This is a genomic window from Sporosarcina sp. FA9, assembly GCF_051550205.1.
Classification (GTDB): Bacteria; Bacillota; Bacilli; order Bacillales_A; family Planococcaceae; genus Sporosarcina.
In genome coordinates this window covers 426,498-450,670 of record NZ_CP188819.1, presented here as the reverse complement: position 1 = coordinate 450,670, position 24,173 = coordinate 426,498, and the positions used below count along the sequence as shown (strand labels likewise).

Genomic DNA, 24,173 nt, shown 5'->3' with positions numbered 1-24,173 from the left:
ATCATTCTATTGGTAAAATGAAATCTAAGTAGGAGGGGTATTGTGAAGAATCTAATTACTACAGCAGGACAGACCTCATTTTTTGAAGTATTCAAGTACGTATTTATTTTTATATTGATAATTAATTTAGTACGACCTGCACAAGTATTTGCTCATCCATATAGTGCAAGTTTCACAGATATTACAATTAGCGAAGATAAAACGGACGTTGTATTTACAATTGACAGCGTCTCCCTAATCGAGCTTATCGACTCGCTTGATCCCGATGGAAATGACAAATTGGAGCAAGCGGAAATAGAGGAAGAAGAACATCATATAGAAGAATTAATAACTGAAACAATAGCAATTGACTTGGGTAATCAAGAATTGACACCCAAGCTTCAGAAATTGGAACTATCCGAGAAAGATAATAAGCAATATGTGATTGCCAATTTAACGTACGATGGGTTTTCCGCCGGAGACACTTTTTCTTTTAGCGACGGATTCTTCGTAGGTGATCGCAATACAAATTACATTAACTTAATGACAGCTACTTTTGAAGGTCAGACAAGCACTACTGTCCTTCAAGGAAAGGAACGTAACTGGACTATATTAATTTCCGAAATCCAACAAGAACAAGGTGTGAATGAAACGGAAGATGCCGAATCACCCGCAAAAATTGGTTCTTCCTCATGGTTGTCCTTTTTCAAATTAGGCATGATTCATATTTTAGAAGGATATGATCATTTATTATTTTTAATCGCATTACTTTTGAGAAAACAAACCTTGAAACAATATATTGGAATCGTGACCGCATTTACGATTGCTCATAGTATTACGTTAAGCCTGTCTGTTTTGGATATCGTGAACCTCCCATCTCTATTCGTAGAGTCCGTAATTGCTTTAAGTATATGCTACGTGGCCCTTGAAAATATCTTCCGAAAGAAAATTCAATTCCGTTGGGGACTAACTTTCGGGTTCGGGCTTATCCACGGATTGGGATTTGCTGATTTATTAAAAGAAATGGCGTTACCGAAAAGTGACCTTGTCATTGCGTTGGTCAGTTTCAACATTGGTATTGAAGTCATACAAGTCGGCGTTGTTCTTATTTGTTTACCTTTGCTTTACTACTTGCATAAAATGAAGAATTCAATGAAAGTTATTCAATATATTTCTTGGGTGATTGTAGTGAGCGGTGCATACTTTTTAATGCAACAATTACTTTTCTAGGTGGAACGAACTTTTTATAGCGGTAATAAAACCTTCCGGGAATTCCCGGAAGGTTTTTGTCTTTTCATCAAGCTTCCAGTTTCATAACGTCTCATTTGCGTGGCCAAGTGAAGAGGTTACCGCGCTGGGTTCGATGCAAGTATCGGTATTTGGTTGGACACCTACTCATTCGTTGGACGATTCCTGAGAATGGTAGGACACTTTGCTGGGTTCGATGGAAGCTTTAGGATTTCGGTGCACACTCGCTCATTTGTTGGACGCTTCCTGAGAATTATCGATTCCCAGTTACTTACTAGATTTGTATATTTAACTTACATTAGAAACCGGTATTTCCTAGTAGCTATAAATATATTAATTGAAGATATACAAAAACATTTCTACCTAAATTCTGCTTCTCTATGAATTTAAAAGCGCTCATTATGAAATTGATTCAAGTATTTGCAATCCTTGAAATGCTTAAGTTACACAGAACCCTATTAAAAAATCCCCATCGATGTCAGCTGACATCGATGGGGATACTAATTTCTTTTCCAAGTCATAAAGTACCTGTTATATTTTCATCTTCGACTATCTAGCCAAAATGCGAGTTTTCAAGGTCTATCATTTTGGGGCAACCTTATAATTTATCATAACCTTTTTTCAATAACTGATTACTTCTTTGAATTATCGGTGCTAAAGTAAAAGCAGTGATAATCGTGCCCGCTCCCACTGGACCGGCAAGAATAAAGGCAAGAACAGCAGCAGACATTTCTATAATAAAACGTGCCTTTTTAAGAGACCAGTTAAAGCGCTTTTGCAATGCAATCATGAACCCATCAATAGGTGTTTTTGGAAGTTCCGACAAAATGTACATGCCTATGCCTATACCTAGAAAAAGTAAACCTACAGTCCAAATGCCTATTTGTGCTATGTAAGGGAGTTTGAAGCTTATGTAAGATAAACCAAAAATCAACCAAAAATCAAGCATGAGTCCCCTGACAATTATGGTAATCGAGACCTCATAAGCCGGCCTTCTCTTTTCAATCATGGCAGTGAAAAGCACAAGAAATACTTGAACAATGATAGACCAAATACCGACCGTCAAAGGAAGTAAATTGTGCATAGCAACAAAGACTGCATCCCATGGACCTACTCCCCATTCACTTTTAATGCATAAAGCAATGCCTAATGTGAATATCAGTATGCCAGTCAAATAGAATGCTAGACGCTTCATCATGGGCGATGTCTCCTCTATCTTTCAACTAAATATCGAAAGTTATTCGGTTGCGTTAATATCCTAACGAATAATAATTATACCCTTAGCGCTACAACGGCAGACGCTAAGGGTTAATCAAATGTCTACTATACTCTTAGACTTCCAACTACCATCCAACAATATATAATTAATGACTACTTCGGTCCTCCACCGTCCAAGGCATTTTGATAAATTTCCTCAATGTCCTTTAGCGTTAATTTTCTTGGGTTATTCCCAAGAAGTCTTTCAATTTTAATTGCTTCCGCTGCGAGCTCTTTCAAATCTTCTTGGCGGACGCCAACTTCTACCAAGCTTGTTGGGATTCCAATATCTCTTGAAAGTTTTCCCAGAGATTCAACGGCCTTTTCCGCGGCTTCACGTGTTGAAAGACCTTCTATATTTTCACCAAGCGCAATTGCAATTTCTTTGAATTTCTCCATTTCAGAAACGACATTGTATTTCATTACATAAGGAAGTAGTAATGAGTTTGACACACCATGTGGTACTTTAAATTTGCCACCTAAAGGATAAGCTAGTGCATGCACCGCTCCCACACCCGCATTCGCTAACGCAATTCCTGCCAAAAGACTGCCCATAGACATATCTTCCCTTGCCTTTAAATTGTTCCCGTTGTATACGGCTTTACGGAGGGAGCGTGAAATTAACTTAATTGCTTGTAGTGCAATTCCATCATTCAATTCATCCGAACGAATTGCAGTATATGACTCAACCGCATGGACGAGAGCATCCATCCCAGTTGCAGCTGTAACAGAAGCAGGCATCGAAATCGTTAATTCAGCATCGACAATCGCTACATCTGGGAGAAGATATGGACTAACAATCCCTCTTTTTACATGAGTTTTATTGTCTGTGAAAATGGCATTGAAGGTTACTTCCGATCCTGTTCCAGAAGTCGTTGGCGCTAAAATGAAAGGCAGACCCCGTGTGGGAATGATATTTGTCCCAATCATTTCCCTCACATCCATATCATTCTTCATCATAATAGCTAGCATTTTCGTTGAATCTAAAACACTTCCACCGCCGATTCCAATGAATAGATCAAAACCTTTATCTATTATTTTCCCTTTGATTTCCTCAAGCATTTCAAATGGTGGTTCTGGAACAATTTCATCATTTATTTCAAATGAAATACCACTGTCAGTGAGTGATTTTGTTACTTTATCTAATAAACCGGTGCTAACGATGATTTTATCTGTTACAATCAACGCTTTAGAGCTACCAAGTTTCTTTGCTTCCTCACCAATTTGTTTTATGGAACCTGTTCCCATAATTAATAAGTCTGGTGTGCGAAAAAATGTAGTTGCCATATTCAATTTCCCCTTTACAGTAGCTTTATGCCAATAAATTTAGACTCTAACATATCTTCAATTGCATACTTCACGCCTTCTTTTCCTATGCCGCTCATTTTGATGCCTCCGTACGGATAATTGTCTTGTCGATATGTTGATATTTCGTTTATCCATACCCCACCCGTTTCTAATTCTTTAGCAAAACGGAATGCACGGTTTATATCGTTTGTAAATACACCTGCCTGAAGGCCATAATCTGAGTCGTTTGCTAGAGCAAGAACTTCATCTTCAGTGTCAAATGGAATAACAGAAACGATTGGAGCAAACACTTCTTGGCAGACTACCTTCATCTCTGGTGTAACATTGACAAGGACTGTGGGCTCTAAGACACTTTTATTTAACTTTCCACCGGTTAGGGCAGTAGCTCCTTGGCTGATTGCTTCTTGCACCCATTCGCTTGCACGAACAGCAGATTCTTCTGTTATTAAACCACCAACATCCGTGTCTTCGTCCAAGGGATTTCCGATTTTAAGACGCTGGACCAAAGGCACGAATTTATCCAAAAACTCTTGGTAAACCGTTCTTTGAATATAAATTCGTTGAACAGAAATGCAAACTTGTCCCGCGAATGCAAAAGCACCTTTTACTAAGCTCGTTGCCGCTACACTGATATCTGCATCATCAAATATTATGTTCGGGGAGTTGGATCCAAGTTCCAATGTAACCTTTTTAAAATCTGCAATTTGCTTTATACGAAGGCCGACTTTAGCACTTCCCGTAAAAGTTATTTTACCAATTCTCTCGTCAATGACCATGGGTTCTCCAATTTCGGAACCCGTTCCCATTACAACATTCAAAGCGCCTTTCGGGAGACCCGCCTCTTCAAAAATACGTAAAAGCATGACTGATGTTAACGGTGTTTTCTCGGCCGGTTTCAAAACAACCGTGTTTCCTGCAGCAATCGCTGGTGATAGCTTGTGCAACACCAAATTCAAAGGAAAATTAAAGGGTGTGATTGCTCCAACGACTCCAAGAGGATATTTATGTATGAAGCCCATACGGTTCTCACCGCCAATGGCCGCATCCATTGGAATGACTTCCCCTCCAATTTTCTTCGCTTCATCTGCCGCAAACCTAAGAACTTGAATTGCGCGTCCGACTTCAGCTCGTGAATCTCGAATTGGTTTTCCTGCTTCTCGCGTTAACGTCTGAGCAAAAACTTCCGTATCTCGTTCGAGCAAGTCTGAAGTTCTTCGTAAAATATCCGATCGCTCATGTGCCGGCATCTTTTTCATAGTTTTGTGGAAAACATTATGTGCTGTTTCAATGGCATAATCCAAATCTTCTGCCGTTGCGTAATCAATCGTTCCGACTAATTCACTTGTAAAAGGGTTGCGCACTTCTTGCCTATAACGTCCCGCTCCAATAACATCTTTTCCGTTTATGACCGAACCAATATTTTTCACAATAAAACCACTCATAGCCTGACCTCCAATTTATTAATAAGGTAATGAATTAATATGGTTATTTACATGCCCAGAAATGCTTTTTTCACATGATCATTATTCAAAAGTTCTTTTCCGGTTCCTTCAATTGTGACGGAACCGTTTTCCAAAACATAACAGCGGTCTACAATTTGAAGAGTTTGCTTTACGTTCTGTTCAACTAGCATTATTGTAATACCGTTTTTACTTATCTGTTTAATAATATTGAATAAATCCCTAACTAAAACTGGTGCTAAACCAAGGGATGGCTCATCGAACATTAACAGCTTTGGTTTGCTCATTAATGCCCGACCAATCGCTACCATTTGCTGTTCACCACCAGATAGTGTTTTAGCAACTTGGGTACTTCTTTCTTTTAGACGTGGCAGTAGTTCATATACTTCCTTCAATGTTTCTTGGCGATATTTTTTCGCCCCAGGATGAACAGAACCTAACAATAAGTTTTCTTCAACCGTCATAATTGGGAACAGTTTCCTACCTTCCGGCACTTGTACAACACCAAGCGGAACTCGGTTATGTGCTTCAACTTTAGCCATCGGGTTTCCAAGAAACTCGATTTCTCCATTTGTTAAAGTCCGCAAGCCTGAGATTGCATTAATTAAAGTTGTCTTACCTGCACCGTTGGAACCAACAATGCTGACAATCTCTCCTTCTTTCACTTCGATGTTTACATTACTTAGTGCTTGCATTCCGCCATAATGAACACTTAGATTCTTAACCTTCAGCATCGTGATCATCTCCTAAATATGCAGTAATGACGTCTGGATTTTTTGTAACTTCTTCTGGCGTTCCGGAAGCAATTTGCAAACCGTAATTAATAACCAATACTTCTTCACAAAGAGCCATGACTGCCCTCATTACATGTTCAATCATGACGATTGTAACGCCAGAATCTCGAATACTTTTTACAAGATCTATTGCTTCATCAATTTCGCTTGGCGTTAGTCCCGCCAATACTTCATCGAGCAATAATAGTTTTGGTTGTGTTGCAATCGCTTTTGCAATTTCCAAGCGTTTTCTGTCAACAATCGTTAAGTTTTTCCCTAAGACATCTCTCTTTTTTCCTAATCCAACTTGTTCAACTACTTTTTCCGCGATTTCAAGTGCTTCTTTTCGATTGTTTGTTCTAGCAAATGCACCAACAGCGACATTGTATAAAACAGACTTCGATGCAAACGGTTTTACTATTTGAAAGGTACGGCCAATGCCATCCATGCACAATATATGTGGTTTCTTGTTAGTAATCTCCTTACCTTCAAAAAAAATTGTACCGGAATCGGGTGAAATATAACCTGAAATTAAATTGAATAATGTTGATTTCCCAGCACCATTCGGACCAATCACGCCGTAAATTTGCCCCTTTTTGACAGTCATATTCAAGTTGTCCGTGACAGTTAAGCCGCCAAACTTCTTATTCAAGTTTTTTATTTCTAAAATTATCATATGCAAGTCATCCCTTTCATCGCTCTACGCTCTGTTTCTTTGAAAATAAGCGCTTATACAAGTCCTGGAGTGGAGCTAAAATTCCTTTCGGGAAATAAAGAATCACAAGCAAGACAGCTACACCATAAATAACTAAATGTGTACCCGGTGGAAGATCTGTAAAATTTACACGAGTAAATTCAGCTACTGCGGTTAAGACAATGCCGCCTACGAAAGGACCGTATACTGTTCCTATCCCTCCGACAATAGCGAGAAATATCATTTGTGTAGAAAAATCGGGGCCTGCGATATGATGAGGTTCTAGGTAACGGAACAATTGCGCATAGAAACTACCACCTATCGCTGTAAAGAAACCGCTTAATCCCGCTGCAATTAATTTTGAGCGAATAACGTTAATCCCTAATGCCTTAGCAGCATCTTCGTCCTCGCGGATAGCAGTCAAATAGAATCCTAATTTGGAGCGGTCAATGTACCATGAAACGAATAAAATAATCGCACTGAAAACTAAAATAATATAATAGTAGGGCACTTTCGACAAAAACTGAAAATCTAAAAACGTAGCATCGGCTAAAAACGGTATAGATAATCCTTCCGCGCCGCCAAATTGAATAGGTCCTACAGTTTTTACTGTCTGAAGAATAACCAAAAACCCTGTTGCAAAGGCAATAGTTGAAATTGCATAGTACGCACCTTTTAACCTAAATGTTGGTAAACCAATTAATACAGCAACAAAAGCAGCAATTATACCTCCGACTAACATTCCAATCCACGGTGAAATTCCCATCTGGCCAAATAGAATTGTTGAAGTATATCCTCCAATTGCCATAAATGCTGCATGACCAAACGATAGCTGTCCTGCAAAACCACCAACAATGTTCCAACAAGTTGCTAAATACGCATAAAGCAATACCATAATTACAGTATGTAAATGATATGGATTAGTCACAAACAGGGGCATAAATATAGCGACGAGTATCAATAATATTAACGGTAAATAACGTTTCATAGCTTCTCTCCTTTACCAGTCATGGGGCGATCCAAAGAGTCCAGATGGTTTAAAGAACATAAAGATCAAAAATCCATAAAGAACAATCATAGGTGACAATGTGTAGGGTACAAATAGGGAGGATACGGACTCGACTACACCGATTAGTAATCCACCAACAATTGCTCCTGGAATACTACCCAACCCCCCAAGAACAACGGTCACAAATGCCATTGTCCCAAATGTTGTGCCTATGGTTGGATGAATATTATAAAAAGGGATGAGCGCAACAGCAGCGGTACCAAGTAATGCCGTTCCAACCCCGAATGCAATATTAAAAGTTCGTTCGACATTGATACCCATAAGTCGTGCAGCATTTCGGTCTTGACCGACTGCCCGAATCTTTCTTCCGATTTCCGTCCTATGCAAGAAGAAGTAAAACACTGTTGTAACCGCAATACAAAGAATGAAACCATACAGTTTTGGAAGTGTTATTATTGCTGATCCAAACTCAATAGATTCCCTTGCAAATGCAGGTTGAAGCGTTTTGTAATCTGTACCGAAAAGACCAAGTGAACCGTTTTCCAAAACAATCGCCATTGCGGCAGTTAATAATAACGCGCCTATTGGCTCTCTTACATCTGACTCTTTTTTCATAACGGGTTGTATTAAAAACTTATTAACAACAAAACCAACGATGAACATCAAGGGAACGACTACAATTAGCGTCAAATACGTTGGTAACCCCAATACTGTCGCGCTGTAATAGCCGATAAACATTGCCAACATGAGCAAAGCTCCATGGGCAAAGTTGATTACTTTCATTATTCCAAAAATAAGCGTCAGACCGAGAGCTATCAACCCATAAATCGACCCCATCAAAATTCCCTGAATTAACGCTGAGACCATTTAATGTCCTCCTCACAATATTTATATAGTAAGAATGGGTGCACTAAGCACCCACCCATTCATTGAATCATTTTGGAGCATATGGATACACTATTTCTGCACCATCCCGTGCGTCTTCCAATGGAAAAACAGTTACCCTTTGAACTTTGCCGTCTACCTCCTGGAACTGAGTGAATACTAGACCTGGTTCAGGCAAAGTTCCCGTTTCGTCAAAGTTAATTGTTTTTGCGTACATTTGTGTTGGACCTTCAACGATATTGGTCGAAGCAAATGCATCCCGTATTTTTTCAGAATCAACAGATCCTGCTCTTTCAAGTACATCTGCAATTGTATAAATCCCAACGTATTCTTTAACCATTTCACCATTCATACCATGGCCATACTTCTCGATAAATTTGTCATTTGTCTCTTTTGAAAATGGACGGTTTACATCCGCTTCCCAAGCAGCGATATCGAAAAACCCGAGTGGAGCATCCCCAACGTTATTTAAATATTCCGCATCGGCATATCCACCTGAAGTGGCAATAAATGCTTTTGGTGTTACTTTTTGTTCAGTAAATGCTTTTGTAAGCAATGTTGCATCTTTCAAGTAAGAAACCATAAGGACTGCATCAGGTTTTGCACTTTTAACTTTCGTTGCAACTGGTGTCAATTCCGCCGCGTTCCCGTCGTACCCTTCTTCAAGAACAATTTCATAACCAGCAGCTGGAAGTTGTTCTTTCCATGAATTCGCTACACCTTGTCCCCATGCTGTGTTCTCATACACTAATGCGACTGTTTTAATCGGATCAATTGTACTCAGATAGTTTATAAATTCAACTTGACCTGCAACTCGCATTGCGGAAGTGTCAGCAATACGGAATACATACTCAAACCCACGAGATGTGACACTATCATCGGAAGCAACGGGAGCAAGCCAAACTTTTTTGTTTCGCTCTGCTACTTCAGAAGCTGGAAGCGTAACACCTGATTGCCATGCACCATTCAAGAGGACTATGTCTTTATTTGAAAGTAAACGTTCGGCTTCTGAAACCCCTACTGGTGGCTTTCCTTGGCTATCTCCGTAAACTATTTCAAGCTTTGCCCCACCAAGTGATTTGATTCCACCGTTTTCATTAATTTCTTCGACCGCCATATCAATTGACTTCTTACTATTTTCCCCAAGCTGAGCAGCAGCTCCACTTAATGGTAGAATTGTACCAATTTTAACTATCTTGACCTTTTCGTCGCTGTCACCACCCGTAGAGCCTTCTTTACCACAAGCTGCTAAACTAGCAATTAGTATAGAACCCACAGCTAAAATTGAAAGTCTTTTCCATATTTTATTCTTCAAAATAATTCCCCCTAGTTTACTTAGTAATTAAGAACCTTTCCCTGAATACCACAGTAAATCCGTATCACTTCAAAGACAATATAAGATAAACATGGAATTGCTATTGGATTTCCCGCACTAAATTCAGCACAATTGCTTCGACTCATGTACCTGAATACTCAGAATTCTGAATGCAAATGAAATCCTCGATTTATTAATTCACATCCTTTCCTCCCCTTTCCGTTTAACTACCTTTTTCCGAAAAGCTCTTAAGAGTCTCACTTTAACTGTTGGTGAATACGTAACCATTTCTGAATAACCTCCCCTAATTCACTTTGAATACGTAACCATTTCATTTCTACGGGCTTTATTAATTTTCAAAATGGATTTCCATAGAATTTGGTTACGTATTCATAAATGGATATATAATAATTTACTTTATTATTTCTATTTTGAATACGTATTCATTTTGAGTTGAATGGAAAACCGGTTGTCTTTCTTGCTATCAGTTTCGTTTTTATCGTTCTTTGTATAAAGTGCTTTTCTGACGAACTTTCATCTTCTATAAGATTTATTAAATCTTCCACTGCTATTCTTCCAATCCCGTGATTTGTTATTACCCCAACCGTGCTAAGTTGGAATGAAGAATGGCTACTTATATTCACATTATCACTTCCGATAACGCTTACATCACGAGGAATTTCATATCCACTTTGGATAAGATAATCTAAAATGAAAATGGCAATTGAATCTGTCGATGCGTAAATGGCGGTTGGACGATCTTCTCTCGACATAATTGATCCGATTTCTTTAAAAATAGATTCTTTACTTGTATCAGTGATTACCACATTATTTTTATTGAAAGATAATTTTTTTTCTAGCATAGCCTGTTTAAATCCTTGTAACCTTCCAAAAAATGTAGTCATGTTTAGAGATCCACCAATCCAAACGATATTAACATGATTTAAACTAATTAAATGTTCTGTTGCAAGTTTGCCCATTTGGACATTATCCATTTCTACAAAATGCCCATTCTCTTTATGTTTTCTATTAAACATAACAAATGGAATGTCGAGACTGTTTAATTGGTCGAAAATAGAATCATCGTACAAAATGGACGATAAAATAATCCCGTCTACTTTGTTTTTAAATACATCTTGATACACTTTCATATTATCACTAAAATTTTCAAAGTTAACATTTACATTATAACCTTTTTCCTTTGCATAATTCACTATTGATGTAGTAGATTCTGCAAAAAACGGATTATGTAATGGACCTGATAAAAGAGCAATTGATTTTGTTTTTTTATTCACAAGTGATTGCGCAACTGAATTGGGTAGGTAATTCATAACACGCATAGCATCCAAAACCTTATCACGTGTTTTTTTCTTTACCATTTCTGGAGTGTTTAATACTCTAGAAACAGTGGTTTGTGACACACCGGCATATTTTGCTACATCTTTAGAAGAAACCATAACAATGACCACCTATTAAACTTTACTATTTGTATATAGAACTATAACTTGGAGATTGAGAACTGTCAACACAATTCTGAAGTAATAGTAGATTTGATCTTTTAAGTCGATTTTATTAACAAAAATAAAAGACTGCAGATAGAGCTACATTAACATGAATGACTTGCAATACTTTTCAAGTCTTCACCAGAGTAATTTTGAAAATCAAAATATTGATACTATGTACCATCTTTCTTAATCAAATCAAGTTGGATTTCAAGTGAATATTGTCCATCAATCTGGATTGAGTCTGGTAGTCCTAGATTGGGAATGGAAGGATTTCAAGACCGTGAAAAAAATAGGATTCCTTATCAAAATTTTTAATTTAGGCCGATTTTAACGTATACCCTTCTTCTATTTCAATCGAAATTCAATTCCGTTGGGGACTAACTTTCGCATTCGGGCTTATCCACGGATTGGGATTTGCTGATTTATTAAAAGAAATGGCGTTACCGAAAAGTGATCTTGTCATTGCGTTGGTCAGTTTCAACATTGGTATTGAAGTCATACAAGTCGGCGTTGTTCTTATTTGTTTACCTTTGCTTTACTACTTGCATAAAATGAAGAATTCGTTGAAGGTTATTCAATATCTTTCTTGGGTGATCGTAGTGAGTGGTACATACTATTTAATGCAACAATTATTCTACTGACGGGATGATAGTGGTCAAGCACACAAGAAAGGCCATCCCGTTTTTTAGGGACCGGGATGGCCTAGTTGGTGGTTAGTCGTTTACGACGATGAAATTGCCTCCGCCGTTTGCAGTGAATTCAAAGATGTCTTTGTTGTATTTTCCTTTTTCTGTTTTGTTTGTATTGAGATCGATGACGGATAGTTTGTTCGTTTTAATTACTTTTGAAGCGTTGATAGGAAGTGCGATGTCTATTTTCTCGTTGTAGTTATTCAACGGAACTAGATTGTCACCTGTTCCTCGTGCAAAGCTGATTGCAAATGCATCAGAAACGGCTTTACTGTTGTAAGATGCATCTGCTTTCCCTAGGATAATTGTCAAACTCCCATTAGCATCTTTTGCGAGTTTTTCGATTGCCTTTTTCGTGAATGTGTAAGATGCACCTTCGCTTAGGAGGATGACATCTTTCTTAGAAAGTTCAAGTGCTGCCAAAATTGGGGAGCCGAACTCGACTTTCATTTCATTCCGTTCAAGTTTTGGAAGTGAGATGACGACTTCTTTCGCTTTTTTGTCGTTTATTTGGCTAGCGATGTCGCCGTCTTTGACAACATATATTTGTTCGTTTACTACTACTTCTTCGACTGTGACTAGAACGTTTGCAGTGAAGTCTTCGTACGTTATTGTAACTTGAGTTTCTCCGGCTCCTACTGCAGTTACGAGACCTTTATTTACATGTGCAATTGACTCATCCGCACTAGAGAATGTTGCGTCAGCTGTAACGTCCTTTTCAGTAACTGTTCCGTCTGGCTTTGTCGTTGTTTCTGTAACTGTTAGACTTTCTGTATCGCCTACTTGGAGTGTAACGCTGTCCTTATTCGTAGCATATGAAATAACATCTGACTCTACTTCAGCTACCACCGTGTATTCATACTCAGCTTTATTACCAGCCGCATCATTCACAAAAATTATTACTGTGTTAATGCCGTCCTTAAGTCCAGTTACATTGAATGTAAATGAACCATCTTGTGCAAGATTTACCGGGCCGCTGGATACGACGTTACCGTCTTCATCTTGCACTTCGAATGTTGTCGCTAGTTTCGTATTAACGTTGTATCCTAGACCAACGTATCGGGATAGTTCCTTTTGCCATTCAATATAGCTATCTAAAACTTGGCCAGTGAATTCGTACGTGGAATTTTCCGCTTCATGAGTTTCTTCCGCTTTAATTAAAGCAGGTGTGCTTTTCACGAAGAGCGGTCCGTCCCATGCTTCAATGATAGCCGGTCCTGCTCCTAAGTTTAACGCAGTAAAATCAACCGTGTAAACGCCATCTGGAATCTGCTTAGCTCCGGAACCGCCCCAAGGCGTATATTCTCCGTCAATATCAAGGTAGTAGCTTCCTGCTGCTAATGAATTACCTGCGTGCAGATAACCGATAAAGCCGTCTCCGTAATATCCGCCGTCTTGATTCATGATATCCCATAGCTCAACGTAGTTTGTTCCTACATTCCTGTTCAATGTGAACTCTAGTCGCCCTTCATCTTTTACTCCGTCACCATTGAATGAAAGATCTGTTTCCGTTAGTTCGTATTTTGTGATTGGAGCAATTTCTACCACCGGTGAAAAGTCTGCTGCAAATGGCAATGACAGATTTGTATCGCCGCTTGTGATATGGATGTAACCAAGAAGTTCATCACCGGCTTTTATCGCCGTTTTAGGTGCTGTAAGTGTAATGTTTAGCAATTGCTCGCCGTTCAATGTGAATGAAGGCTTATCAATTGTAACTTTCGCATTAGCGAATGCTTTCGTCACTTGAACTGTTGCTGTATAATCACCTGATCCGCCGGAAAGATTTTTCACACGAACTTGTTTCGTTACGGAAACTGCTTCGTCTTTAACTTTATTAAGAATCCCAAATGTGACAGTCCCTTTTACATTCGCAACTGTTTTTCCATCTGAAACGACCGTATCTTCCGCATAAGCAAGCGCTTTAGGGAATGCCGCTTCGAATGGTTGAACACGTCCAGGTCCCTGTGCAAAGACGTCGTATTTCGTAACGTCCAATATTTTTGCTGTATTGGAAATTGCTACTTTTACGTCAAACGCTGTCCAATTTGGATTGGCATGCATGACAAGCGCTGCAATACCTGCAACATGTGGTGTTGCCATGGAAGTACCTGTTTTACGTGAAAATGCTTTTGAGTAATCTGCACCTGGATTGTCTTTTCCGTACATCGGAATTGTTGACATAATGTTTGTCCCTGGTGCGGATACGTCCGGTTTAATATCAAAGTGCGGTATTGTTGGACCGCGAGAACTTGAGCTGTTCACTTCGTCGCCTGTTGTAAATGTTGTGTTGATATTCGCAAATGATACCTTACCTGCGTTTGATGCTAGTGCTGTCCGAAGTGCATCTCCTTCTGTTTGAGACATGTCAAATGTAGGCAGGAATCCGAAATCATCGCCTAAAAATGTGCCGGATGGGTTCGGTGCATTTGTTCCACCGCCGAAGTTGTGAATTAACAGACCAGCTGCTCCGGCTGCTTTTGCCGCTGCAATTTTATCGACGAATGCGATTGAACCGCGGGAAACAAGTACGAATTTCCCGTCCACATCAAGTCCATTGTAATCTGCAGGAGCTCCTAATCCCGGCACTGCTGCAACGTCAAATTCACCAGCAAGTTGTGTAGCAACATCAACGCCAAAAGTCGTTCCCATCAATTTAATGTTTGATATTTTTGTGTAGTCGCCTGCTATGACGGAAACATTCGCATCGTAATTCGCTTCAGGATTCGTCGTATTTCCGACTGCGATTCCAAGTGCCGCCGCCGCTGGTGTTCCAATTGTGCCACGTCCAGGACCCGAGTTACCAGTTGCCGATACTGCAAGTGTTCCTGCAAGCATTGCGTTGTTGATGGCAATTGTGTCCGCTGTAGTGGATGAGTTGTTTCCGCCGCCAAGAGAAAGGTTGATAACGTCCATTTTCTCTTCTACAGCTTTGTTGATTCCTGCGATTACTCCAGCATTGGACCCGCTACCATAAGCACCGAGGACGCGGTATGCGTAAAGGTCAACTTCAGGAGCAATACCTGAAATATTGTATTCGTTTTTCCCAATTGCCGCAATTGTACCTGCTACATGTGTACCGTGTGATGTATAGAAAGAACTGCCGTCCGCGTTGAATTCAGCCTTGTTGCTTGGACGATCGGCCGGCGTTGTTTCGTACGGATCGTTATCTGCACGTGGACGCGCGTAATCCGAACCTGTATGCGGAATGAAGTTCCATCCGCCTTTATAAATCCCTTCAAAATCCGGGTGATTGTAGTCGATTCCCGTGTCAAGGACACCCACTTTTATCCCTTTTCCTTTAAAACCCTTGTCCCAAATTTTCTCAATACCGAGGAATGAAATACTTGTATCCATTGCGGCTTCGACTGTACCGCCTGGTGTTAGGGTTGATTCTAGAGCATGCATTTCTACAACTGGCTCTATAAGTACCACACCTTGAATGGAAAGAAGTTTCTTCAGGTCATTCGCTTTTACAGTTGCGGAAAAACCGTTTAGCACTGTAGTGTAAGAAAATCCTTCTTTAAACGAAATCTTGTTAGCGTTTATCTCTTTTTTAAAGAATGCATGCTGATCTCGTACTTTCCTATCTGCTTTTACTGCATCTGCGCGGGTGAATGTTTTCCCCGCTAACTCTTGAATCCCTTGTTCAAGTGCAACAGGCCTTTCAGATAAATGAACGATCACCTCTACTTCTTCATTTCCTGATAAACTTTGTAAATCTTTGTGTAGAGAAGCTTCCCCATCTAACAAGTTTAGTTGCTCTGCAACTGCCGCTTTTGCTTGCATGATGCTTTCACTGGTGCCACCCTGTTTGAATGGTAGCGCATCAATGTTTGCGGATGCATTCATCGGAGCCAACATAGTGAAAACCATTGCCAATGCCATAATGGCACTGAAAAACTTATGAATCTTTTTCCTCTTCAATCGCTTATCCCCCTTAATCGTATTTACCGCATCTCCAACGAATGAAATCGTCAAATTGCAGCACAAAAAAATCTAGAGTAAAGACAACAGTCTAGGATCCCCCATAGCGAACTGGTAAAAACCAAGCTATTATCCTACTTCTAATTTGTATGATTGCTTGTCTATCTTTATTCACAAACACCCTCGTTCGTTGCACGCTTTGCCTGATTTCGCTAAACATTCAAGAATAAGTGAGCTGTGCCCGTGCACCACACAACTTAGGCACTATTCCGAATAGTGTTGAATTTGCGTCTTGCACAAGCACCTATTGTTAAAAAGAAAGGCGTTCCATTACCTAGAGAAGAGATTATATGGAAGATTGCAAAATGAAGAATATTTTTTGCCTTGATTAGATTATAGAAATGCTTCTAAGTGCCGTTTATGACTTAAGTAGTGTGGGAGAAAAAGGGTGGCAATGCTTAAGCGAAAAATAAAAACAACGGCTTAACTAGGAATACCCCGGTTATGTCGTTGTTTTGCTATGATTAATAATCGTTTTATTTATTTATTTTGTTAAACTTTTGTATATAGTATTCATTAATTTCAGGTATCCACTAGCGTTGCATAGCAGTAAAAATATGTAATGCATCCTTAATAAAGGAATTTAAATAAAAGTTAATAACTTGCAGAAACACAACAAAAGAACTCCTAATTTAGATAGGGAAACGATGACTAAATCAGTTCCCTACACAATCAAAAAGGAGCTCTAACAATATATAAGAAAACCCTCTTGGACAGATTCCCATATCCCACACGAGAAATCTATGGAATGAGCGAGTCGAATCAAAAAAACGGCTTCATGTTTTTTATCCGCACCTTTTGAACCGATATCCGACAGTTGAAGCATTATATCCGCACCTTTTGAACCGATATCCGACAGTTTGAGTATTATATCCGCACCTTTTACACACATATCCGCAAATCGGGACTTTTTACTCGCGGCAAAAGCTTGCAGCCTAACTATTTTCGAATAATCAACACGTCTGAGTTGTTTAAATCAAAAAACATCCCCCGACCATAGCTTGGTCAGGGGATCCGCTGTTATAATCTTTTGCCCATTTCAGTAAAATGAACCTATTTTACGTAGAAGGTACCTAGTTTTTCTGTTTTAAGTGTCATTACCCCATCTTTATACTTTCCTTTAAGCGATTTATTCGAACCAGCTTCGTAGACATCCAACTTCTTTGCATCTTTTACTTTTGATGCATCTACGTTGAATTCAATGTCGAATTGATGCTGGAAGCTTGTCATCGGAACTACATCGTGTCCTTTGTCTACGAGGAATCCGATTGAATAAACTGGAGTAATGGCTCCTGTCACATCACTGACTTCTACTTTCACATAGAAGCTGACATTCCCAGTCGATACTTTTTCAAGTTCCTCCATCACTTTCTTGAAAGCAATTACTTCTCCACCGTTAAACGTGAATTTGACATCCTTTTTCGATTTGATTATATCACGAAGTAAGCTTGCTGATATTTCCACCCTAACATCCGTAATATTTCCTTCAAAATGTGGAAGTGCAATGTCAATTTCTTTTGCTTTTTTATTGTCCAACTGATCTTGTAAGTCTTTCATTGTTAGTACTTTTGTAGATTCCGTACTTTCCTCTTCATCTTTCTTCGTTACTTCCACTGATACAGTTGCGACTACATCTTCATGCGAAACTGTAATTGTTGTTGTTCCTTCTCCAACTGCTACAACATTACCTTCATCAGATACTGTGACAACTTCTTCATTAAAACCTGAGTACATTGCATCTGTTGTAACATCCGTTTCAGTTCCGTCTCCCTCTTCTTCCGAAAGAGTCGAAGTAACGGCCAGTTGTTGGGATTCTCCCACTTTTAATGAAACGTTCTCCGGTGATACTGTTAAAAACAGTTCGGGAACTGGAACTGGATCTGGAGCTTCACTTGCTGAAGCAAAGATACTGTTTGCTAACATACGGTAATAATATTTCGTATGCGCCCTGAATGCCAGATCATTCGCAAAAAGCGTTACTGTTGAATTTTCTAACTTTTTAGTGAAGGCGAAGGTTTGCCCTTTCGCACCTTCATGTCTAGGCCACCATCCGGCAACATAGAAATCATCTTCATTTTTAACAGTTGCGAGCACCTCGGCACCTTCAGGTACTTGGGTGATCCATGATCCTCTCGTTGTATAAAGAAGTTCATTTTCCTCATAGCCGGAAGTTAATTGATGATTTGTCTGCAATGTGGCTTTAACAAGCCCTTCATGACTGCTTCCTGTAGTCACATAGGCAAATCCATCAAATAATCTAGCTGTGCTCACTGCACGTAAGACACTATTACCGATACCTACGAACGTTTTACCTGCTAATACTGTAGCTGTAGGCAAGCTGCTGTCAGAGATAATAACTTCCGCATCTGCCTGATTCACAAGTCCGAAACCTAGTTCTTTCAATGTAAATGTCAATTGGCCAGAACCGCTTCCAGCTACTTTTGGCTGCAAGATCCACTTCACTTCAAGCATATTCCTTTTTGGTAAAGGGATTGCTTGAAATACATATTTGTCGACATAAGAAAGTAGATCCTTTGTTTGAACTACAAAATCACCTTTCTCAAATTCGTCTTTACTTTCTTGTACTAAACCAACTTGTTTTCCTTCTGCAAGAAGTTTGTTCACAAGTTTGACAGTGTCGTTATTCGAATTTTTCAGTACCTGTGTAGCTGTTGTTTGCTTGACTTCGCTTTTTGGAACGTCTACTGAACTGACTTTTACTGAATTACCTTCAAATCCTTTATTACCGTCCAAACGTAATTCAATTACATCAAAACCTCTAAGTGCCGGGAAATTAACAACAACTGGATCGTACATTGCATTCCAGTCAGATACATCATCGCCTTTATAAAGCATCGCATTGGCTAAACCGCGTTTCGCTTGTTTCATAGGAACAATATAAGTTCCTTTCGGATACGTAATTTCACCAATCGTTACCTCGTTCGTTGTTTGTTCAACTTTTACACCGTTGCGAATTAAATACTCGACCATGTTGTAAACTTCAAGTGCATTTTTCTGTTTATCAATATCTGTCGGCAAGACGTAGTAATCCGGGAAGAAGTTTTCGTTATCCCCGCGGACCCGACCGATTGATTCCCCAGCTGCATTCGTTAACAAGGGATCGACTGAACGGTTGTCCTCTCCCTTAATTCCGCGGTTGAAGACTTCAAGTTGCCTTAAATACAGCTCGTCCTTATTGCCTAGTACATAATTTGTCGCACCTAAACCAGTACCAACCATCGCACGGAGGGAATCCTGACTTAACGAGGGCACCTCGACAGTATGTCCAAGTGTTCCGTGAAGCATCGAGAAGACAGGCGTATAGGAAGGACCCATATCATCCCATCCATCCTTATATCCTTCTGAAGCAAGGAAATAAGAAGTTAAATTAGAGCTACCGATTCCCGCTCTACCCATTGCATGCGCTTGCTCAGTCAAACCCTCGATAAGCAAATCATATTCAAAGTTTGGGTTGTGTGGCGGCGTACATGGTTCAATTAAGAATCCATTCACATAACCATGACCTTCCACCATTGTAAGTGGCGTCCACTTAGCAATTTCTACGTTAAGTTGGATTGTTTCAACTTGCGTTTGGTAGGCGTTGTCACGGTTTAAATCAAACCCATTGGCATTTGCACGTGTATTATGAACACGCCCGTCCGGGTTATGAGAAAAGTTGAATATAAAAATAATGTTATCCAATACTTCATCCATATTTAAAATAACGGGTACATCGTTATTGCCTTTTTCAGTTGAAGTGAATTTAACATGAGATTCCATCGCAAATTTCCTTAGTAGTTCCGTCTGGAAATCAATTCCTTCAACCTCATCTGGATGAATATTATTAAACCAAATTGGAACTTGATAATCACCCATTGTGCCATCTTTAATCTTGTTGATTAGCTCCTGTGGATTTTCAAGAGCAGTTGGTAAGGTTTCATTTAAATATTTATCTACTGCACCTTTATCTTTCGCAAGAATTACCATATGGAAATCACGACCTTGTGTAGATTGACCCGGGCTTTGATATTCCAAATAGCGACCGTTCACTTTGTCGGACTCTTCAAATATGCTATCAATGGAAGGTTTAATGTCCGCCCAGTCTAGATACTCGTCATACACATTAAGTTTTACACTTGTAGAAGCCTTTAAATTGTTTGTCGAATCAACTAAAGCTAAATCATAGTCTCCAATCAACGCTTTGTATCTAGCACGGTGGCTTGATAGGTTAGTAGTGTTGAAAGGTAAACCAAACTCCAACTCAGCTACAATCTTCGTTGTTCCTTCCACATAGTGGGGTGCTTTAGTTACAGTGATGAATGGGGCCCCGTTATAGCCTCCCGAGCTCCATTTCTTCCACTCAGAAAGGCTTTTCCCGCCAAATTCAAAGTCTAATTTGGTAAGGTCCACTTCCTCCCCAAAATCGGCCTCCACCGTCACATCTCGGATCTCTGAGAGCGAAAATATGGATCTACTTACTGTGAGTTGAGTCGCTTTGCTAACTTCGACCGCTTCACTTGTTTGCACTGCGTGTGTAGCTGCTGGCGCGGCCATTGTGAATACCATGAAAATGGCTAAAAATGCTACTAAAAATCTTCTCATCGACTAATTCCTCCTTTTTATAGATTACTAGCCTACATACACTAATGTAACAGTTTTTTCTGAATAGTGGAATAAGACTTGCTGACCACTCTTAAAAACTAGGTATTATCTATGAGTAATACATTCTTGTTCGCCCCACGATCTGACAGTTTCTTGAATTCACACAATTAATAGTGAGCTGTGCCTGTGCACCACGCAATTTAGGCACTATTCCGAATCATGTTGAATTTGTGTCTTGCACAGGCACCCCTATTGTTAAAGATTTTTCCTCTTCAATCGCTTATCCCCCTTAATCGTATTTACCGCATCTCCAACGAATGAAATCGTCAAATTGCAGCACAAAAAAATCTAGAGTAAAGACAACAGTCTAGGATCCCCCATAGCGAACTGGTAAAAACCAAGCTATTATCCTACTTCTAATTTGTATGATTGCTTGTCTATTTTTATTCACAAACACCCTCGTTCATTGCACACTTCGCCTGATTTCGCTTAGAGTAGGGTACCTGTGAGTCGGATGTCCCCTCTTTTATGGGATGTCCGCTCTTTTCTTCAGGATGTCCCCTCTTTTTGGTCGGATGTCCGCTCTTTTCTACAGGTTGTCCGCTCTTTCTGGTCGGATGTCCCCTCTTTTATGGGATGTCCGCTCTTTTCTTCGGGATGTCCGCTCTTTCTGGTCGGATGTCCGCTCTTTGAATGAAGATGTCCCCTCTTTTATGGGATGTCCGCTCTTTTCTTCGGAATGTCCGCTCTTTTCTTCAGGATGTCCCCTCTTTTTGGTCGGATGTCCGCTCTTTTCTACAGGTTGTCCGCTCTTTCTGGTCGGATGTCCCCTCTTTTATGGGATGTCCGCTCTTTTCTTCGGGATGTCCGCTCTTTCTGGTCGGATGTCCGCTCTTTGAATGAAGATGTCCCCTCTTTTATGGGATGTCCGCTCTTTTCTTCGGAATGTCCGCTCTTTCTGGTCGGATGTCCGCTCTTTGAATGAAGATGTCCCCTTTTTTATGGGATGTCCGCTCTTTTCTTCGGAATGTCCGCTCTTTCTGGTCGGATGTCCGCTCTTTGAATGAAGATGTCCCCTTTTTTATGGGATGTCCGCTCTTTTCTTCGGAATGTCCGCTCTTTCTGGTCGGATGTCCGCTCTTTTGATGAAGATGTCCCCTCTTTTTGGTCGGATGTCCCCTCTTTTATGGGATGTCCGCTCTTTTCTTCGGGATGTCCGCTCTTTCTGGTCGGATGTCCGCTCTTTTCTTCGGGATGTCCGCTCTTTTGATGAAGATGTCCCCTCTTTTATGGAATGTCCGCTCTTTTCTTCGGAATGTCCGCTCTTTCTGGTCGGATGTCCGCTCTTTTGATGAAGATGTCCCCTCTTTTATGGAATGTCCGCTCTTTTCTTCGGGATGTCCGCTCTTTCTGGTCGGATGTCCGCTCTTTTAGAGAAGGGTACCTATGCAAGAAACAACAACAAACAATTCAACCGATTGTATATACATACAAGCTCAAGGTGTTTTTCAGCATATACCGAATAAATATGTAATTGTAGTGTATAGTCAGAATAGTTGTATGCAAAGGTACCCCTCACTTCTATAAAAATCCACAAAAAAACTCAATCACTAGGACTGAGTTTTTTCATTATGCATTTGCAATGCTCTTTCCTTACATATAATTTCAAGCTAAAAACAGTTGATAAATTGCTGTCAAAACTGCTAATACAATGAAGGATATCACACCGTATTTTAAAAATAGATTAAGCATATTATGAGTCGTTTCTGCATCTGACGCTTCCTCGTTGCTTTCATTTGTGCCTGATTCAACTGCTAAACTTTCATCATCCTCAATTAAAGAAGCATCTTGCCCCGTTTCCAAGCCAGCTAGATTGGAAACGGCGTTGTCTTCAATCTGATCCGAATCGGTAGATGGGCCAATATCCGCTTGCTCTAATTCATCTACTAAACTTTGACCGCGATTTGTCGCATCCGTTGTAGGTTGAACTTCTTCTTCCTTGCCTGGTTGAGTATGCGGATCACCTTCTAAAGAATCCTTATCAACTGAAGCAGCACTCGGTTTATCATTTACAGTATCAGGCTTTTCATCCGGCAATGGTGAACTATTATGAACACCTTGCTCTGTAGATTGTGCACCGGATTCACTTTCGGGAGATGTATTTTTTTGCCGGTCAGCCAAGCGCGCTAAATATTCATCTAGTTCTTCCTCGTCACTAGATTTATGAGGCGGTGTTACGGGTTGAGTCTCACCATTTGCCGAGCTATCTTTTTCGCCATTCGGTTCCGACACAGATTGGTTAGGCGTATTTATAACGGTTGCCCCTAAGCCACTAAATTCAGAACCACCCATACTTTGTTCAGAATTAGGAGTAGATTCATTTGCATTCGCAGATGATTGGTTTTGTGGGCTCTGTATATCTATTTGAACAGCTTCCTTGGCAGCAGCGGATTGCCCAGAAGCTAGCGAATCCAGTGGATCAGACCCTAGCACATCAAGACCTTTTTCAACTAAATCTAGTGACGAATCAATAGCATCCGTCATACCCAGTGGATTCAGGCCTCTAATCGCGCCTTCAGCCCCCCCTGCCAAAACCTGGCCGGCCAATCCTGCAGCACGTTCCAAAAATCCGCCTGTTGTAGAAGGTGTTGATTGGCTGTTCCCGCCATCGTCGTTCTCGGAATCAGTAGCACCATCATCTTCAGAGCCTACAGCGTCAACCGCTGGCGCTCTGGTTCCGCCCGAAGAACTACCTAGCAACCCCTCACTAAGTGCACCAAAGTCAACATTATTTGTAATATGTATCGTTTGTTCCTGCAACACGGTTTCGACATTCAAAATATTAATGCCTAATCGTTCAACAAAGGCTTCGGTTAAACCCTTTGAAGCAAAATCAACATGCTCGACAAATTCATCTTGAAGAGTTATTAATATTTCCATGACTGGTCTTAAATTTTGAAAAAATTGATTTTGCTCAATTAACGCCTCTAATTCAGCATTGCAGGTTTGCCTCAATTGTTGAATATTTAGTTGGAAGACTTTAAAAGCTTCCTCCACCTTAATATAATCACTTTCCTCAACAAAGGGCTCGCCCATCGCAACTGTGTTTGGCGGAGTAATATGAATCCTGTTTTCTACAGCATCTATAATCCGGTTCTCGAGCACTTGGATGTGTTCAATCGTTTCTTCGCCAACATTCAATCGCTCAAACTGCGCTTGCAATGAGCCTTCCGAGCTCGACCAATACTCGACCGTTTTAACAATTGTCCGCTGCGCAAAATCCTCATTATAAATTGTTACAACTTGTTCAATTGCTTTAGATATATGATGAAAATTTGTTTTCTCTAACACTTGATCCAAGTTGACACTTAAATTGCCTGTATGCAAATTAATTTCTTCCACATATTTATCAATCAACCCTACAAAATGATTGATTTGCTCTTGGTTCAATAATAAAGCGGACAT

General features: G+C 40.0%; 14 protein-coding genes. 2 read left to right on the top strand and 12 right to left on the bottom strand.

Going from position 1 to position 24,173, the window contains the following annotated elements:
* Positions 1-42 precede the first annotated feature (42 nt).
* Positions 43-1,209 carry a HupE/UreJ family protein gene (locus tag ACP8HH_RS02185; RefSeq protein WP_438315243.1) on the top strand — a complete coding sequence of 389 codons (1,167 nt, stop codon included), beginning with the start codon at positions 43-45 and terminating at the stop codon, positions 1,207-1,209.
* Positions 1,210-1,825: 616 nt separating this feature from the next.
* On the opposite strand, the gene ACP8HH_RS02180 is transcribed toward ACP8HH_RS02185, so the two are convergent.
* The 9 genes from ACP8HH_RS02180 to ACP8HH_RS02140 all read right to left on the bottom strand — a co-directional run bounded on the left by ACP8HH_RS02180 (position 1,826) and on the right by ACP8HH_RS02140 (position 11,385).
* Entirely contained in the window at positions 1,826-2,425 is a 600-nt protein-coding gene (locus ACP8HH_RS02180; protein WP_438315240.1) for a YczE/YyaS/YitT family protein, read from the bottom strand.
* 173 nt (positions 2,426-2,598) lie between these two features.
* Positions 2,599-3,771, bottom strand: a complete 1,173-nt coding sequence (locus tag ACP8HH_RS02175; RefSeq protein ID WP_438315237.1) for an iron-containing alcohol dehydrogenase — start codon at positions 3,769-3,771, stop codon at positions 2,599-2,601.
* Between the two features lie 14 nt (positions 3,772-3,785).
* A complete protein-coding gene (locus ACP8HH_RS02170; protein ID WP_438315235.1) occupies positions 3,786-5,234 on the bottom strand; it encodes an aldehyde dehydrogenase family protein in 1,449 nt (482 codons plus the stop codon).
* Between the two features lie 47 nt (positions 5,235-5,281).
* The gene (locus ACP8HH_RS02165) at positions 5,282-5,986 is read right to left on the bottom strand and encodes an ABC transporter ATP-binding protein (RefSeq protein ID WP_438315233.1); all 705 of its coding nucleotides are present in this window, start codon (positions 5,984-5,986) and stop codon (positions 5,282-5,284) included.
* Positions 5,973-6,701 (bottom strand): ABC transporter ATP-binding protein, encoded by a 729-nt coding sequence (locus ACP8HH_RS02160; RefSeq protein WP_438315230.1) that lies wholly within the window; start codon positions 6,699-6,701, stop codon positions 5,973-5,975. Before ACP8HH_RS02160 ends, ACP8HH_RS02165 begins: the two co-directional genes overlap by 14 nt.
* Positions 6,702-6,717: 16 nt before the next feature.
* Positions 6,718-7,707, bottom strand: coding sequence for a branched-chain amino acid ABC transporter permease (locus ACP8HH_RS02155; protein ID WP_438315227.1), 990 nt, complete (start codon positions 7,705-7,707; stop codon positions 6,718-6,720).
* A 12-nt stretch (positions 7,708-7,719) separates the two neighbouring features.
* Positions 7,720-8,595 (bottom strand): branched-chain amino acid ABC transporter permease, encoded by an 876-nt coding sequence (locus ACP8HH_RS02150; protein WP_438315224.1) that lies wholly within the window; start codon positions 8,593-8,595, stop codon positions 7,720-7,722.
* 67 nt (positions 8,596-8,662) lie between these two features.
* Positions 8,663-9,928 carry an ABC transporter substrate-binding protein gene (locus ACP8HH_RS02145; protein WP_438315221.1) on the bottom strand — a complete coding sequence of 422 codons (1,266 nt, stop codon included), beginning with the start codon at positions 9,926-9,928 and terminating at the stop codon, positions 8,663-8,665.
* A 443-nt stretch (positions 9,929-10,371) separates the two neighbouring features.
* Complete coding sequence (locus ACP8HH_RS02140; RefSeq protein ID WP_438315218.1) at positions 10,372-11,385, bottom strand: LacI family DNA-binding transcriptional regulator; 1,014 nt, start codon at positions 11,383-11,385, stop codon at positions 10,372-10,374.
* Positions 11,386-11,780: 395 nt separating this feature from the next.
* On the opposite strand from ACP8HH_RS02140, the gene ACP8HH_RS02135 reads away from it, so the two are divergent.
* The gene (locus ACP8HH_RS02135; RefSeq protein ID WP_438318972.1) at positions 11,781-12,074 is read left to right on the top strand and encodes a HupE/UreJ family protein; all 294 of its coding nucleotides are present in this window, start codon (positions 11,781-11,783) and stop codon (positions 12,072-12,074) included.
* A 72-nt stretch (positions 12,075-12,146) separates the two neighbouring features.
* Here ACP8HH_RS02135 and ACP8HH_RS02130 read toward each other — a convergent pair whose 3' ends face one another.
* The 3 genes from ACP8HH_RS02130 to ACP8HH_RS02120 form a co-directional block, all read right to left on the bottom strand.
* Positions 12,147-16,046: a S8 family serine peptidase gene (locus ACP8HH_RS02130; protein WP_438315215.1), complete on the bottom strand. Its 3,900-nt coding sequence runs from the start codon at positions 16,044-16,046 to the stop codon at positions 12,147-12,149.
* Between the two features lie 1,113 nt (positions 16,047-17,159).
* Positions 17,160-20,708, bottom strand: coding sequence for an Ig-like domain-containing protein (locus tag ACP8HH_RS02125; protein ID WP_438315212.1), 3,549 nt, complete (start codon positions 20,706-20,708; stop codon positions 17,160-17,162).
* 1,665 nt (positions 20,709-22,373) lie between these two features.
* Positions 22,374-24,173 (bottom strand): hypothetical protein, encoded by a 1,800-nt coding sequence (locus ACP8HH_RS02120; RefSeq protein ID WP_438315209.1) that lies wholly within the window; start codon positions 24,171-24,173, stop codon positions 22,374-22,376.

Coding starts and splice junctions, on each gene's coding strand:
- ACP8HH_RS02180 (WP_438315240.1), bottom strand. CDS start 2,425: ATGATGAAGCGTCTAGCATTCTATTTGACTGGCATACTGATATTCACA.
- ACP8HH_RS02150 (WP_438315224.1), bottom strand. CDS start 8,595: ATGGTCTCAGCGTTAATTCAGGGAATTTTGATGGGGTCGATTTATGGG.
- ACP8HH_RS02120 (WP_438315209.1), bottom strand. CDS start 24,173: ATGTCCGCTTTATTATTGAACCAAGAGCAAATCAATCATTTTGTAGGG.
- ACP8HH_RS02155 (WP_438315227.1), bottom strand. CDS start 7,707: ATGAAACGTTATTTACCGTTAATATTATTGATACTCGTCGCTATATTT.
- ACP8HH_RS02125 (WP_438315212.1), bottom strand. CDS start 20,708: ATGAGAAGATTTTTAGTAGCATTTTTAGCCATTTTCATGGTATTCACA.
- ACP8HH_RS02170 (WP_438315235.1), bottom strand. CDS start 5,234: ATGAGTGGTTTTATTGTGAAAAATATTGGTTCGGTCATAAACGGAAAA.
- ACP8HH_RS02165 (WP_438315233.1), bottom strand. CDS start 5,986: ATGCTGAAGGTTAAGAATCTAAGTGTTCATTATGGCGGAATGCAAGCA.
- ACP8HH_RS02140 (WP_438315218.1), bottom strand. CDS start 11,385: ATGGTTTCTTCTAAAGATGTAGCAAAATATGCCGGTGTGTCACAAACC.
- ACP8HH_RS02175 (WP_438315237.1), bottom strand. CDS start 3,771: ATGGCAACTACATTTTTTCGCACACCAGACTTATTAATTATGGGAACA.
- ACP8HH_RS02160 (WP_438315230.1), bottom strand. CDS start 6,701: ATGATAATTTTAGAAATAAAAAACTTGAATAAGAAGTTTGGCGGCTTA.